The 15847-nt window shown below is 45.9% G+C and carries 14 protein-coding genes; 10 read left to right on the top strand and 4 right to left on the bottom strand.

Features of this window, described 5'->3' with window-relative positions:
- Positions 1-358 precede the first annotated feature (358 nt).
- From purB to gpmI, 9 genes are all read left to right on the top strand, one after another.
- A complete protein-coding gene (gene purB, locus NW212_RS00200; protein ID WP_258336794.1) occupies positions 359-1705 on the top strand; it encodes an adenylosuccinate lyase in 1347 nt (448 codons plus the stop codon).
- Positions 1706-1757: 52 nt separating this feature from the next.
- A complete protein-coding gene (locus NW212_RS00195) occupies positions 1758-3062 on the top strand; it encodes a pseudouridine synthase (protein ID WP_258336656.1) in 1305 nt (434 codons plus the stop codon).
- 111 nt (positions 3063-3173) lie between these two features.
- Positions 3174-4577, top strand: coding sequence for an asparagine--tRNA ligase (asnS, locus tag NW212_RS00190; RefSeq protein WP_258336655.1), 1404 nt, complete (start codon positions 3174-3176; stop codon positions 4575-4577).
- A 172-nt stretch (positions 4578-4749) separates the two neighbouring features.
- Entirely contained in the window at positions 4750-5241 is a 492-nt protein-coding gene (locus tag NW212_RS00185) for a DUF4488 domain-containing protein (protein WP_258336654.1), read from the top strand.
- Between the two features lie 290 nt (positions 5242-5531).
- Complete coding sequence (rplM, locus tag NW212_RS00180; protein ID WP_258336653.1) at positions 5532-5993, top strand: 50S ribosomal protein L13; 462 nt, start codon at positions 5532-5534, stop codon at positions 5991-5993.
- A 6-nt stretch (positions 5994-5999) separates the two neighbouring features.
- Positions 6000-6386 carry a 30S ribosomal protein S9 gene (gene rpsI / locus NW212_RS00175; RefSeq protein WP_258336652.1) on the top strand — a complete coding sequence of 129 codons (387 nt, stop codon included), beginning with the start codon at positions 6000-6002 and terminating at the stop codon, positions 6384-6386.
- A 212-nt stretch (positions 6387-6598) separates the two neighbouring features.
- A complete protein-coding gene (gene rpsB, locus NW212_RS00170) occupies positions 6599-7438 on the top strand; it encodes a 30S ribosomal protein S2 (protein WP_258336651.1) in 840 nt (279 codons plus the stop codon).
- Between the two features lie 139 nt (positions 7439-7577).
- Positions 7578-8570 carry a translation elongation factor Ts gene (gene tsf / locus NW212_RS00165; RefSeq protein ID WP_258336650.1) on the top strand — a complete coding sequence of 331 codons (993 nt, stop codon included), beginning with the start codon at positions 7578-7580 and terminating at the stop codon, positions 8568-8570.
- A 153-nt stretch (positions 8571-8723) separates the two neighbouring features.
- Positions 8724-10244, top strand: coding sequence for a 2,3-bisphosphoglycerate-independent phosphoglycerate mutase (gene gpmI, locus NW212_RS00160; protein ID WP_258336649.1), 1521 nt, complete (start codon positions 8724-8726; stop codon positions 10242-10244).
- A 122-nt stretch (positions 10245-10366) separates the two neighbouring features.
- Here gpmI and NW212_RS00155 read toward each other — a convergent pair whose 3' ends face one another.
- From NW212_RS00155 to rpmH, 4 genes are all read right to left on the bottom strand, one after another.
- Positions 10367-11233, bottom strand: a complete 867-nt coding sequence (locus NW212_RS00155) for a DUF4249 domain-containing protein (protein WP_258336648.1) — start codon at positions 11231-11233, stop codon at positions 10367-10369.
- Position 11234: 1 nt separating this feature from the next.
- On the bottom strand, positions 11235-13292 hold the full coding sequence (locus NW212_RS00150) for a TonB-dependent siderophore receptor (protein WP_258336647.1): 2058 nt from the start codon (positions 13290-13292) through the stop codon (positions 11235-11237).
- 91 nt (positions 13293-13383) lie between these two features.
- A complete protein-coding gene (locus NW212_RS00145; RefSeq protein ID WP_258336646.1) occupies positions 13384-14625 on the bottom strand; it encodes a hypothetical protein in 1242 nt (413 codons plus the stop codon).
- Positions 14626-14862: 237 nt separating this feature from the next.
- Positions 14863-15024, bottom strand: a complete 162-nt coding sequence (gene rpmH / locus NW212_RS00140) for a 50S ribosomal protein L34 (protein ID WP_258336645.1) — start codon at positions 15022-15024, stop codon at positions 14863-14865.
- Between the two features lie 190 nt (positions 15025-15214).
- Here rpmH and efp point away from each other — a divergent pair, with 190 nt between their 5' ends.
- Positions 15215-15781 carry an elongation factor P gene (gene efp / locus NW212_RS00135; RefSeq protein ID WP_258336644.1) on the top strand — a complete coding sequence of 189 codons (567 nt, stop codon included), beginning with the start codon at positions 15215-15217 and terminating at the stop codon, positions 15779-15781.
- The last annotated feature ends 66 nt before the right edge of the window (positions 15782-15847 follow it).

Here is a 15847-nt window from a genome sequence, read left to right as displayed (position 1 = left end):
GTGGCAGGGACGGAGTAGTGTCTGATATTCCGTAAGTGTCACACCCGCGAGGGATGCCTTGGAGGGCAAGGCCGTTGCCAGATGGGGCGGCTTCATTTCAGGGCATCCCTTGCTGTTTCTCACGGCAGAAGTCGGGATACTTCGCCGCATAACTCAGGCAAGCTCTGCGCCTGAATTCTACGTTTTTTCCGTTGAAGACGGTGGCGATGGATGCGTCATGTGCCGGACTTCAGACGGCTCGTTAAAAATAAATCCTAAAGTTTGTGCCTGCTCTCCCGTATCTATGAAAAAAAAGTATTACCTTTGCAACCTGATTAATTGCGCATAAAAACAAGATATCAAATATTTTCTACTCATGATGGAGCTTGATTTACTCACGGCTGTATCACCCATTGACGGTCGATACAGAAACAAAACGGGAGTTTTGGCCGACTATTTTTCTGAATACGCGCTGATGAAATATCGCGTGCGTGTGGAAATTGAATATTTCATTACCTTGTGCGAACTGCCTTTGCCTCAGTTGGAAGGAGTCGGTCCGGCACGGTTTGAATCGCTGCGGGACATTTACCGCAACTTCTCGGAGAAGGATGCCGCACGCATCAAGGAAATTGAGAGTGTGACAAATCATGATGTCAAGGCTGTGGAGTACTTCATCAAGGAACAGTTTGACAAGCTGGGAGGTCTTGATGCATATAAGGAGTTCGTTCATTTCGGACTGACTTCACAGGATATCAACAATACGTCTGTTCCTTTGTCGGTCAAGGATGCGCTGAACGAAGTCTATTATCCTCAGCTTCAGGAACTCATCGACAAGCTGGCTTCTTATGCGGAAGAGTGGAAGGATATTCCGATGCTTGCCAAGACGCACGGACAGCCTGCTTCGCCTACCCGTTTGGGAAAGGAAATCATGGTATTCGTTTATCGCTTGAAGCGCCAGCTGGAAATCTTGAAGTCTTGCCCGATTACAGCCAAGTTCGGAGGAGCCACAGGAAATTATAATGCCCATCATGTGGCTTATCCGGCGTTTGACTGGAAGGCTTTTGGAAACAGATTCGTTTCTGAAAAGCTGGGACTGGAGCGCGAGGAGTTTACGACACAGATATCAAATTATGATTGTCTGGGAGCGGTTTTTGATGCGATGAAGCGTATCAATACGATAATGATTGACATGAACCGTGACTTCTGGATGTATATCTCGATGGAGTATTTCAAGCAGAAGATAAAAGCGGGCGAGGTCGGTTCCAGCGCGATGCCGCATAAGGTTAATCCGATTGATTTTGAAAATGCGGAAGGAAATCTGGGAATTGCCAATGCGGTGTTCTCTCATCTGTCGATGAAGCTTCCGGTTTCAAGATTGCAGCGTGATTTGACTGATTCAACCGTTTTGCGCAATGTGGGTGTGCCTTTCGGACATACGCTCATTGCTATCCAAAGCTCATTGAAGGGGCTGGGCAAGCTTTTGCTGAACGAACATAAGATAAACGAAGACTTGGACAATTGCTGGAGCGTTGTGGCTGAAGCTATCCAGACTATTCTTCGCCGGGAGGCTTATCCTCATCCCTACGAGGCGCTGAAGGCCTTGACGCGCACGAACCAGGCAATAACCGAAGAGTCTATAGCGAATTTCATTGATACGTTGGAAGTAAGCGAAAATATTAAGAAAGAATTGCGGGCTATAACACCGCACAACTATACAGGAATTTGAGAATTGAGCCCGAGAGGGGTCTAATTATTAATTTTGAAAAAAGAATTTTATTATGGCAGAAAAAGAATTCAGACAGGAAGGTGAGAACAGCCAGTCTGGCCGTGACGGTTACAAATCTTACAACAGAGAAGGAAGCAACAGGTATAACAGAGGTGAAAAGAGCGGCAGCTACAATGCTGGCCGACGTTCATATAATAAGGAAGGAGGAAACGGGAGTTACCGCTCTTCCTATACTCCTCGTTTTAATGGAAACGGTGAAGGCCGCTATCAGCGCCCGTATGGAAACCGTCCGCAGCAGCGTCCGTACGGAAATCGTCCGTATGGTTCGTACAACAATGACAATGCTGAGGAGGGCGAACGTCAATCGTATAACCCGCGTTATGGCTCTAACAGCGGAGGAAGCTGGAATGGCCGGCAAAATTCGTATAATTCGCGCTACTCGGGAGGAAACTCTCGTTTTGGCAATGGTCAGGAGGATGGAGAACGCCCGTATCGTCCGCGCTATAATAACGGCGGGCAAGGAGGGTACAGCCGTCCGCAGGGAAGAGGCTTCCGTCCGCGTACAGCCGATTATGATCCGAATGCAAAATACAGCAAGAAGAAACAGATCGAATACAAGGATATTCTGGCAGATCCGGATGCTCCCATCCGTTTGAACAAGTTCCTCGCCAATGCCGGAATCTGTTCGCGCCGCGAAGCGGATGAATTCATTACGGCGGGAGTGGTTTCTGTGAACGGCGTGGTGGTGACTGAACTGGGAACGAAAATCAAACGTTCGGACGAGGTGAAGTTCCATGACGAGCTTGTAAGCATTGAACGCAAGGTTTATGTGCTGCTTAACAAACCGAAGGATTGCGTGACTACATCTGACGATCCTCAGGAGCGGAAAACGGTGATGGATTTTGTGAAGGGCGCCTGTCGGGAGCGTATTTATCCGGTCGGCCGTCTTGACCGCAATACAACCGGTGTGCTGTTGCTGACGAATGACGGTGATTTGGCTTCGAAGCTTACTCATCCGAAATTCCTCAAGAAGAAAATCTATCATGTGTATTGTGACCGGAATGTGACAAGGGCTGACTTGGACAAGATCGTGCAGGGTATCACGCTTGATGACGGCGAAATCCATGCCGATGCGGTAAGCTATGCCTCGGACACAGACAAATCGCAGGTAGGGATAGAAATCCATTCAGGAAAGAACCGTATCGTGCGCCGGATCTTTGAATCGTTGGGATACCGTGTCGTAAAACTGGACCGCGTATATTTTGCCGGACTGACGAAGAAGGGGCTCCGTCGCGGAGATTGGCGTTATCTGACGGAAAATGAAGTGAACATGCTTCGTATGGGAGCTTTTGAGTGAGCAGAGAAACGGTCATGAAAAGTATATGGGCACAAAGTTGGAGGAAGAATGTTCTTGGTTCTGCACTTTGTGCCCTTTGTCTTAGATAATAAAAATATAATTTGAGATAATATGGAAAAAATTCGTAGGACAAAAATCGTAGACTTGTGGACAAAACCGACATTTGGCGAGATTGTAAATGTAAAGGGTTGGGTGCGGACGCGCCGTGGCAGCAAGCAGGTGAACTTTATAGCACTGAATGACGGGTCTACAATTCATAATATTCAAATTGTGGTTGATCTGGCTAATTTTGACGAGTCGGTTCTTAAACAGATTACTACCGGGGCTTGCCTGAGTGTGAACGGAAAGCTGGTAGAGTCGGTGGGAGCCGGACAGGCCGCTGAGGTTCAGGCCACGGAAATAGAAGTGCTCGGCGTTTGCGACAATACTTATCCTTTGCAGAAGAAAGGCCATTCGATGGAGTTCCTTCGGGAGATTGCTCATCTTCGTCCGCGTACAAATACGTTTGGAGCCGTTTTCCGTATTCGTCATAACATGGCTATTGCTATTCATAAGTTCTTCCACGACCGTGGATTCTTTTATTTCCATACGCCATTGATTACAGCTTCTGACTGTGAAGGTGCCGGACAGATGTTTCAGGTGACTACTCTTAATCTGTATGATTTGAAGAAGGATGAGAACGGGTCGATCATTTATGATGACGATTTCTTTGGCAAACAAGCCAGCCTTACGGTTTCCGGTCAGTTGGAAGGCGAATTGGCTGCTACATCGCTGGGCGCTATCTATACGTTCGGTCCTACATTCCGTGCTGAGAATTCTAATACGCCGCGTCATTTGGCTGAATTCTGGATGATTGAGCCTGAGGTTGCTTTCAATGACATCAACGACAATATGGATTTGGCTGAAGAATTCATCAAGTATTGCGTACAGTGGGCTCTTGACAATTGTTATGATGACGTGAAATTCTTGAACGACATGTTTGACAAAGGCTTGATAGAGCGTTTGCAGGGAGTGCTGAAAGAGGAATTTGTACGTCTGCCGTATACTGAAGGCATCAAAATACTGGAAGACGCAGTGGCTGCCGGCCATAAGTTTGAGTTCCCGGTATATTGGGGCGTTGATTTGGCTTCTGAACACGAGCGTTATCTGGTTGAAGAACATTTCAAGCGTCCGGTAATCCTGACTGATTATCCGAAGGAAATCAAGGCGTTCTATATGAAGCAGAACGATGACGGCAAGACTGTGCGTGCCATGGATGTGCTGTTCCCGAAGATCGGTGAAATCATTGGAGGGTCGGAGCGTGAGGCTAGTTATGATAAATTGCTCGCCCGGATCAAGGAACTCCATATCCCGATGAAGGATATGTGGTGGTATCTTGATACGCGGAAGTATGGAACTTGTCCGCATTCCGGATTCGGACTCGGATTTGAACGTCTGCTGCTGTTTGTCACAGGTATGGCGAACATCCGAGATGTGATTCCCTTCCCCCGTACGCCGCGCAATGCCGAATTCTGATAAGAATCGAAAGTCCGCCCGATTGTGGCGGACTTTCTTTTTTCTGTTTGTTGGTAAAACTTTCTGATATTCTTTTCCGGCGGGAAGAAATTTCATGAAAAATTCTCTTATGTGAATATCTTTTCGTAGATTTGTAAATAACACTTATCGAAATCCTTAAAACTTTTAAGCTATGAGAATGCGTTTTTTGTTTGTCATGATTTTAGGGTGTTTCTGCGGTATGAGTACAGTCAATGCGCAGGATATCCAGGAAAAGCGTCCGATTAATCTTAGCGGCATTTGGCAGATGTGTTTCTATTGTTCTGCATCTCCCGATGTTCCAGGCGAATTGCGGACAAGTCATTCGCTGAAGATTTTAAGCAATGACGGCCGTTTTTGCAATTTGGTTATGACACCGGCGGGTGCTGTCATTATCGGCTATGGGACATTCAGTCTGACTTCCGGCACGTTTTATACCGAATATATAGAAAAGAATGTACATTTGCCCCAATTGGAGGGGAAGGAAAACAAAATGTATTTTGAAATGAAGGAGAACGGAACGCTGATGACAGTGAAGTATTTTGTAGATACCGACATAAATGGCAATAAAATAGAAGCCTGGTATAATGAGGTGTGGAAACGTGTTGATGTGGCATCTTCTTATCCTGGTGACGTGTTCAGGTAAGTCAGGTTTTCATTCCATGAAATTTCACAGACGTTGTACGGATGCAGTGCCGGCTTCCGGACTGCGTCTGTTTTTTTTGTATGTGTGTGGGTTAATTATCAAGCTCTTATCAAGCGAAAAAAATGCTTAAAATCTTTGTCGGTTAAAAGAAAAGCCGTACCTTTGCAAGCCGATTATTATCAACAAGTGATAAATTTTTAATTCTGAGGACTTCTCTTTCTTTTTGTCCGGGAAAGAAGGTCGGAAGATAATTGTTTTTTAGTAGTTAACATTTTAAATTTTTTCAAAGAGTGGATACTTTAAGTTACAAGACCATTTCTGCAAATCAGGCAACCGTAACGAAAGAGTGGGTTGTTGTTGATGCTACCGATCAGGTTGTAGGCCGCCTCGGTGCAAAAGTTGCAAAGTTGTTGAGAGGTAAGTATAAACCGAACTTTACTCCTCATGTAGACTGCGGTGACAATGTGATTATCATCAATGCAGACAAAGTGAAATTTACAGGCAAGAAGATGACTGACAAGATTTATCTGAGCTATACGGGATATCCTGGCGGTCAGCGTGAGATTACTCCGGCTCGTCTGATGGCTAAGCCTAACGGTGCAGACAAGCTGATGAGAAGAGTTGTGAAGGGTATGCTTCCCAAGAACCGTTTGGGAGCCAAATTGCTGGGCAACCTGTATATCTATGCAGGCAGCGAACACAAACACGAAGCTCAGATGCCGAAAGTAATTGATATTAATTCACTTAAATAATAGAGCATGGAAGTAGTAAATGCATTAGGCAGACGTAAAAGCGCAGTCGCTCGTGTATTCGTAAGCGAAGGCACAGGAAAGATTACTATCAATAAAAGAGATCTTGCAGTATACTTTCCTTCACCGATTCTGCAGTTTGTAGTAAAACAACCGTTGAACAAGCTGGATGTAGCTGAAAAATATGACATTAAAGTAAACCTGAATGGCGGTGGATTTACCGGCCAGTCTCAGGCTCTTCGCTTGGCTATTGCCCGCGCGTTGGTTAAAATCAACCCTGAAGATAAGAAGTCGCTTCGTGCAGAGGGCTTCATCACTCGTGATTCTCGTTCTGTTGAACGTAAGAAACCGGGACGTCCGAAAGCACGCCGTAGATTCCAGTTCAGTAAACGTTGATTTGAGTTCGTCGGTTTTTTTGTTTATAAGTTTGTCGGCAATATTCGGATATGTCAATCCGGAAACTTAAAAACTCAAGAACTCAGAAACTTAAAAAGGCGTTTAGCATCTAAACTGTCAGGACTCTTCCTGCAAGTGGTTTGTGGAAGGACTACCTGTCGGTTGGTTCATTTAAAACAAAAAGGAAAGTAAACGATTAAAAGATTAGAACAATGTCAAGAGTTAATTTTGATACATTATTGGAGGCTGGTTGCCACTTCGGACATCTGAAAAGAAAGTGGAACCCTGCAATGGCTCCGTATATTTTTATGGAACGTAATGGAATCCATATCATAGATCTGAATAAAACCGTTGCGAAAGTTGACGAAGCTGCCGAAGCTTTGAAGCAGATCGCGAAATCAGGAAAGAAAATCCTGTTTGTTGCTACTAAGAAACAAGCAAAGCAGATTGTTGCTGAGAAAGCAGCTTCTGTGAATATGCCTTATGTTATCGAACGTTGGCCGGGCGGTATGCTGACTAACTTCCCGACAATCCGTAAGGCTGTGAAGAAGATGGCTACTATTGACAAGCTGACTAACGATGGTACATATGCAAATCTGTCTAAGAGAGAAATTCTGCAGATTTCTCGCCAGCGTGCCAAATTGGAAAAGAATCTTGGTTCTATCGCTGATCTGACTCGTTTGCCGTCGGCTTTGTTCGTTGTTGACGTGATGAAGGAAAATATCGCAGTTCGCGAAGCTAACCGTTTGGGCATTCCTGTATTTGCAATTGTGGATACAAACTCAAATCCTTCGAATGTTGATTATGTCATTCCGGCTAACGACGATGCAACAAAGTCTATCGAAGTAATTCTGGACGCTTGCTGCGGTGCTATGGCTGAAGGCTTGGAAGAAAGAAAGGCTGAAAAGGTAGATATGGAAGCTGCTGGCGAAAATGCACAGAAAGGTGGCAAGAAGAAAGCCGTTAAAGCTCGTATGGACAAGGCTGAAGAAGATGCCATCAATGCATCTAAGGCTGCTGCTTTCATGACTAAGGAAGACGAAGAAGCTTAATATTTTCAAGGAGCTAAAGGAGTCGGACAGAAAGGATGTAGAAGATGGTTTGCTGTCATCTTCCTCCTGGTTCGGTATGACTTCTTTAACTCCTTGTTTTTTTGATAATTCATTAATTAACTAATAAACCCGATTGATTATGGCTGTAAGTATGGCTGAGATTACCAAGCTTCGTAAAATGACGGGAGCTGGTATGATGGACTGCAAAAACGCTTTGACAGAAGCTGAAGGCGATTTTGACAAGGCTATGGAAATTATTCGTAAAAAAGGACAGGCTGTAGCTGCAAAACGTTCTGACCGTGAAACTTCAGAAGGTTGTGTGCTTGCTAAGTCTACAGGCGATTATGCTGCAATGATTGCTCTGAAATGTGAAACAGATTTCGTTGCTAAGAATGCAGACTTCGTTGCATTGACTCAAGCCATCCTTGATGCTGCAATAGCTAATAAATGCAAGACATTGGACGAAGTGAAAGCTTTGCCGATGGGTAACGGTACGGTAGCAGATGCTGTGATCGAACGTAGCGGTGTAACTGGTGAAAAGACTGAACTGGACGGCTATAGCTTCGTTTCGGGAGCTTGCACAGCTGTTTATAACCACATGAACAAGAATCAGCTTTGCACACTGGTGGCTTTCAACAAGCCTTGCAGCGAAAGTGTCGCTCACGAAATCTGCATGCAGATTGCTGCTATGAATCCGATTGCCATTGACGAAGCCGGTGTTCCTGAAGCTGTGAAACAGGAAGAAATCAAGGTTGCCATCGAAAAGACTAAAGCTGAACAGGTGCAGAAGGCTGTAGATGCCGCTTTGAAGAAAGCAGGCATTAATCCTGCTCACGTAGACAGCGAAGAGCACATGGAAAGCAACATGGCTAAGGGATGGATTACTGCTGAAGATGTTGCTAAGGCAAAAGAAATCAAGGCTTCTGTTGCTGCCGAGAAAGCTGCAAACCTGCCTGAAGCTATGATTGAGAATATAGCAAAAGGCCGTTTGGGCAAATTCCTGAAAGAAGTCTGCCTGTTGAAGCAGGAAAGCATCATGGATCCGAAAAAGACGGTTGCGGATGCATTGAAGGCCGCTGATCCGGAATTGGCAGTCGTTGACTTCAAGCGCTTCACTTTGCGTGCCGAATAATTTGCCTTATATCAGGAAATAGAGAAATGTCATTCGAGCCAAACGGCTTGGATGACATTTTTTATTTGTTAAATCTGCATTTCGACCGAGGATATTTTGTATTTTTGCTGTCGGAAAACATAAAGTGGATTTCAACTTTTAAACAAAATAATTATGGCAAAGAAAGCACTATTAATGATTCTTGACGGATGGGGATGTGGTGACCACAAGAAAGATGATGTGATTTTCAATACCCCGACTCCGTATTGGGACAGTCTGTTGGCTGAGTATCCTCATTCTCAGTTGCAGGCAAGCGGTGAAAATGTCGGATTGCCTGACGGACAGATGGGCAACTCGGAAGTAGGTCACTTGAATATCGGTGCAGGACGTATCGTATATCAGGACTTGGTTAAAATCAACCGTGCGTGCGCTGACGGCAGCATTCTGAAAAATAAAGAAGTGGTTTCTGCTTTCACTTATGCAAAAGAGCATAACAAGAATATTCATTTCATGGGGTTGACTTCGAATGGCGGTGTCCACTCGTCATTGGTTCATCTCTTCAAACTGTGTGATATTGCGAAAGAATACGGTCTGGAAAACAATACATTCATCCATTGCTTTATGGACGGACGTGATACAGATCCGAAGAGCGGAAAGGGATTTATCGAACAGCTGACTGCTCATTGCGCGCAATCTGCCGGACGAATTGCCTCTATCGTAGGGCGTTTTTATGCCATGGACCGCGACAAGCGCTGGAACCGTGTCAAGGAAGCATACGACTTGCTGGTTGAAGGCAAGGGAAAGCAGGCTGCAGATATGGTGCAGGCCATGCAGGAATCATACGATGAGGGCGTTACGGACGAATTTATCAAACCGATCAATAACGCAAACTTTGACGGTACGATCAAGGAAGGCGACGCCGTTATTTTCTTCAACTACCGCAACGACCGTGCGAAAGAGCTGACTATCGTGCTTACGCAGCAGGATATGCCTGAAGAAGGCATGAAGACGATTCCGGGATTGCAGTATTATTGCATGACTCCGTATGACGCTTCATTCAAAGGCGTGCATATCCTTTTCCCCAAAGAAAACGTTCAGGACACGCTGGGCGAGTATCTTTCAAAGAATGGAAAGACGCAGCTGCATATCGCTGAAACAGAAAAATATGCTCACGTTACATTCTTCTTCAATGGAGGACGTGAAACTCCGTTTGACAATGAGGACCGCATTCTGGTTCCGAGTCCGAAGGTTGCCACCTACGACCTGAAGCCGGAGATGAGCGCATACGAGGTGAAGGATAAGCTTGTGGAAGCTATCAATACAAAGAAATATGATTTTATCGTTGTAAATTACGCCAACGGTGACATGGTAGGGCATACAGGTGTTTACGAGGCAATCGAGAAGGCGGTGACTGCAATCGACAATTGCGTGCGTGACACTGTAGAGGCTGCCAAGGCCAATGATTACGAGGTAATCATCATTGCTGACCATGGAAATGCCGATCATGCGCTGAATGATGATGGCACTCCGAATACTGCGCATTCATTGAACCCTGTTCCGTTCGTATATGTGACAGCCAACAAGAATGCAAAGGTAGAAAACGGTGTCCTGGCTGATGTTGCTCCTTCTATTCTGCATATCATGGGAATGCCTCAGCCGGCAGACATGACGGGCAATGACCTGATAAAGGACTGATATTTCGTTTCTTGGGCAGAAGGCTGTATGACTGAATGCCGGATGCTTCGGGACAAGATATGATATTAAACTGCGAAGCGAATCCGACAAGTTGAACAAAAAACTTTTAGGATTCGCTTTTTTTATCTGATGCTGTCCGCAATTGTTACGCGGCGTATCACTTTTCCGTATCCGCACCATATGCCTTTTCCTCCCTGAATGTTTGTGCTCAGGTTGGTGGAGCTGGGGAAAATCGGATTCTTTCCGTTGATGATTTCATTTTCGTAGCCGCTCCAGAACTCGAATCCCTCTTCGGGCAACTGGGTGAGCTTGACGTTGACCGTATCGTTGAGCGAAAAGAAAGGAGTGTACTTTCCTATATGCGAATGCCTCATGGCTCTGTTTGCCCGGACGCTTCCCGTATTGTCTTCCAGCACATTGTCTGCAAAGGTTCCCATAAAAGCCGGATAAAAACGTGTGTCTTCAGGAATGACCTGAGTGAATATCTTGTAATAGTTTTGCTGGAGCGGGTCATCATGGAATTTCAGCTCAATCTGATAAAGCGTGTCGCTGTCCGTGCACTTGCTCACCGTCAGCTTCTCAATCGGGGTGACGGGAGGGATTGTCGTGCTGGCCGTAAGCACACGCCCGGAATATTCTACTTTCAGCCGGTAAGTTTTTCCTGTTTCTCCTTTGATGCGGCTTCCTCTGTAGATAAAAGGAGGCATATAGTTCTTGTCTACTCTTCCTGTCAGCACTTCTTCTGTTTGGCCGTCGCTGACCGTTACCTTTGCCCAGCGGATGGCAATGTCAGAGATGGAAGTTCCGGCTGTGTCCATATCCATAGTCAATGCTTGCGTCAGACAGACATTGGCCACTCCGCCGTTTTCAATCCATCCCTCTACTACGATCTGAGGTTCAAAATCGATGCTTCCGAAGTCGAACTCGGGCGTACATCCGCAGAGAGCTGACAGCACAAGTGGAAGACTTTTAAGGCTTATCTTTTTCATGCTAAAACTTGAATGAATAACTGATTGAGGGGACAAACGAATACAGACTCTGGCCTTTGGGCGAGATGCGCACTTTTCCTTTTTCCCTGTCTGCCTCGATTCCGACTGACAGGTATATCGGGTTCTCCCGGCCATAAGCGTTGTAAAGCGAGATATTGATCATGCTCTCTCTTCTGGAGTTCCGCTTGAACCAATAGCTGGCCGACAGGTCCATGCGGTGATAGGCCGGCATCCGCGCTCCGTTGTGAGGCCCATATTCATTGATGGCATTTTCTCCTATCAGATAAAGTGCGGCAGGCATCGTGAACGCGCTTCCGGTTGCGTAAACGAATATGCCGGAGAGTTCCCACCGCTCGTTCAGTTTGTAGTTGGTCACTACGGAGAGGTTGTGCCTCCGGTCGTTCTTTGCGGGAAATGTTTTCCCTCCGTTTATGTCGGGAAATTTCCGGGTGGATCGCCCCAATGTATAGCTGATCCATCCGTTGAGCCTTCCCGTATGCTTCTGGAACATGAATTCTATGCCGTAGCTATGCCCGTCGCCCATATTGAGGTGCTCGTCAATCTGATAAGACTGGTTTACCATGTCAAGCATTTCTCCGTTGAACTCAAACTGATTGTACAGCCTTTTGAAATATCCCTCCACGCTGAATTCATAGTCACGTCCGTTTATCGCATGGAAATATCCTAAGGACAGGCTATGGGCTTTCTGTGCCGGTATATTCTTGGAGGCTGGTAACCAGAAGTCCGTGGGAAATCCGATGCCCGACACAACGATCTGATTCATGTACTGGCGCTGTAAAGTGTAGGAGAACATGATTTTCCGGTCGTTTTTCCATTCGTATTCCAAAGACACGCGCGGCTCAAGCCCATGGTAGGGAGCATGCCCCGGCTGGATAGAGCCGCTGTACCTCAGTCCCAACCGGGCACTGATCTGTGGTGACAGATGAAATGACCCTTGTGCATAGATGCCATATTCATGAGTTTGTATTTTCTCTGCTGACTGGCTCAATGCGGAGCTGAACAGATCCTGTGTTTCGGGATATTGCGGGCGGACGGAATGCCGGACATAATCCGCTCCTGCCGTCCAGTAACATCGCCCTGTCCGGAAGTGATACTTCCCTTTATAACCGAAATCCTGTATGCGTGACGGAAAGCGGATCTGGCTTCCGGCAAAGTTTACGTCAATAAGATTATCGTAATACGAATAATAGGCCGTATGAGCCATGCGGCTGGAAGCGGACAATTGCTGCGTCCATTGCAGGGATACAGCTGCATTTTTCCATGAAATTCCTCCGTTGGCCTGATAATAATATTCTTTGATGGAAAAATCGTCCATTCCGAAAAATGCATTCACCAGCACGTCGCTTTTCTCGGTAGGCTTTGCCGTGTAGGTGAGGTTGTAGTCTTGAAAGCCATACTCGGGCTGGACGCTTTCTTCGTTCAGGTCAATCAGGCCCAGCAGCAGATTGACATAGGTGCCTCTGCCCGAAAGATACAGGCTGCTCTTGTCATTGACGGGAGTTTCCAGCGTAGCCTGCGAAGAGAGTATCCCTACGGTTCCGCTTACGGATGTGCGCTCTGCCTGCTCCGACTTGCTTGACACACAGACTGTTCCCGACAGGCGTCCTCCGTATTGGGGAGAAATGTATGATTTGTAGATGGAGCTTGACGAGATGTGGTCGCTGTTGAAGATAGAGAAGAAACCCATGAGATGCATAGGATTATAAATGGGAACGTCATTGAACATGACCTGATTGTGTCCGGATTCACATCCCCTGATATACAGGCCGGCGTCCAGTTCGCCGCTGGTTTGTATGCCGGGTGTCAGTTGTATGGTCCGCAACATGTCCGTTGTTCCGAGAAATTTCGGCAAAGACTGGAGGTTTTCCGCTTTCAGATCAATCCTTCCCGACATGATACTGTTGTCCCTTACCGCCGAAATTTCCACTACGTCCAGCTCATAGACGGTGTCTTTGGGGAGATAGAGCGTATCAGAAGGCTGGGCCTTGAGCTGGCAGCAGGAAAAGAACAGCAAAAGTGCGAATACGGTTTTTGTCATGAGATATCAGTCCAAACGGTTGCGAACAAAAGGGATGCACCAAGCGGTCTTGATACATCCCCGATAAAGTTTCGTATCTCCAGCGGGAGGTTCATCCCACCAGATACTGAAGATAGTCTTTGTATGCTTCGGTCAAATCTTCTGCGCTGTTGATCAGGTCATTGAAACTGATGTCATCAAAATAGCTTTCGATGCTGAACGACGACTCGTCGGACACGAATGTGATTATCGGTTCGACATCATAATAATTGTATTCAGGATTGTAGGTGTCCTCATACAGATAGCTCTGCATGCTCAGATTGGCGATAACATTGTCGCCGTCTGTATAGTAAAGCTCTGCTGTGTTATATTTGTTATAGGCAGCTGCCACCTTGTCGTTGTACTCCTGACTTTCTTGTTCTTCCCATGAAGGATACCGGTTGTCGAGATCTTCCAGCAAGTCAACGAAAGCATTTATGTTGGAGCATGAAGCTTTGATGATTGCCTGGTTGTTGATGTTGACTTCCGCGTTGGCTCCGTTGAACATGTCTTCCAGATTGTCGCCGTCGTTTCCGACGATGTCGCTGATGTTGTCGCCGTCGGTCATGTCAGTTCCGGTGAGATGCGTGGTGCCAGAGATGAGCGTTTCCCCTCTTACGACGACAGAGAAATCGGCAGACGCATCCGTTTTGGAAGCATTGACCAAGGCACTGAACTCATAACTGTTGGAACTCATGGTGGAGTTGACAACGGCTGTTCTGGCTTCATTGTTCACATCTGTTTCCACATTCACGTTTGCCAAGGTTTCACCGCCGAGTGTGAATGTAGCCGTAGCCGTATGGGGAATATACGCCGCATAATGGATTCCATTTTCATCGTGAAGGTCTACAAACGTTTCTTCTTCAGAAGCTGTGATTCTCAAGACTGCATCTTGGTTGTCTACAGGGAAGCGAAACTCCAGCGACCGGTCGGCAGATTCCGTTGCTTCCCAGTTCCCATTATTATATGTATAGATTTTTGCGAACTGAGCAGCCGCATACACATCGCTTTTTGCATTGGCGAAACTCATCATTTCTCCCGGGTTGGATCTGCGGCAAATGTTTGCCATCGTCTTTGCCAGATTCACTCCCGACTGGATTGCTTTGTCCCGCTCGATGTCCAGCCCGTCGTCTGCCAGCCTTGCGAAGTTGTCTATGGCGTTGAGCAGCTTTTCATGGTCTGCCGGGTTGATTTTTCCGAGCACTTCCAGTCCGATATTTTCCAGTTTTTCCTTATGTTCATCCGGGGTCAGATTGGTGCCTGAGCTTTGCTTGCCTTCATCGTCTGTACATGCTGTCAGGCAGAAAGATGCCATGCACAGGCAGATAAAAATGAAATACAGTTTTTCATAATTTATTTTCTTTAATGGTTGTTATCTGCAAAGGTAGCCCTTTTGGCCTGTATGCAGTTTGTGGATTCGTAAAATTTAGTGCTTCCTATTTCTTATCTATTGTCTTATTGTCTGTGTTGCCGGGCAGTGCGGCTGTAAAAAAGAAAGAAGCCGCAAAGACTCATGTTCTTGCGGCTCCTGATGTAGCTTTAATAAAAGGATTTAAGCTTTTACGCCATTGTATTCGTCAGAAACAGTCAGTTTCTTGCGGCCTTTAGCGCGGCGTGCTGCCAAAACTCGACGACCGTTGGCGGTAGACATTCTTTCACGGAATCCGTGTTTGTTCTTTCTCTTTCTGTTAGAGGGTTGGTAGGTTCTTTTCATCTTTCTATATATTATTATGTTATTATTCCATACGTTCGGGCTGCAAAATTAGTGACTTTTTTTAAATAATCAAAGTGCTAAGTCTTTTTTACTGAAATCTTTTTGCGTTTTTTCTTGATTTAGATTAATTTTGCGCTCGAAATCAGATTCAGACGATTAACACAGTAAATAATATAAAAGATTTCTAGTTATGATTAATGCTCAAGACATTAAAATCGGAACAGCTATCCGTATGGACGGAAAGCTGTATTTCTGCATTGATTTTTTGCATGTAAAGCCGGGAAAGGGAAATACTTTCATGCGTACTAAGTTGAAAGATGTGGTTGACGGATATGTATTGGAACGCCGTTTCAATATCGGTGAAAAGCTGGAAGATGTCCGTGTTGAACGCCGTCCTTACCAGTTCCTTTATAAGGAAGGTGAAGATTATATTTTCATGAATCAGGAAACATTTGAGCAGGTGCCCATCGCACATGACCAGATTGAAGGCGTTGACTTCCTGAAGGAAGAAATGGTGGTTGACGTGGTTTCTGACGCTTCTACTGAAACGATTCTTTATGCAGAGCTTCCGGTGAAAGTTCAGCTGAAGGTTACATACACTGAGCCGGGCTTGAAGGGAGATACTGCAACAAATACAACGAAGCCTGCTACGGTTGAAACCGGAGCTACCGTGCGTGTACCTCTGTTCATTAATACAGACGAAATGATTGAGGTGGATACTCGTGACGGTTCGTATGTGGGCCGTGTGAAAGCTTAAAGGCAGATTCAAATGTCTTTCAAGGGGATGCCATCATCGGATGGCATTCTTTTTTTTGTCTTTTTT

The organism is Bacteroides sp. ET225, assembly GCF_024733745.1.
Taxonomy (GTDB): domain Bacteria; phylum Bacteroidota; class Bacteroidia; order Bacteroidales; family Bacteroidaceae; genus Phocaeicola; species Phocaeicola excrementipullorum.
Note: the sequence above shows the minus strand (reverse complement) of the source record. Positions and strands in the feature narration are given on the sequence as shown.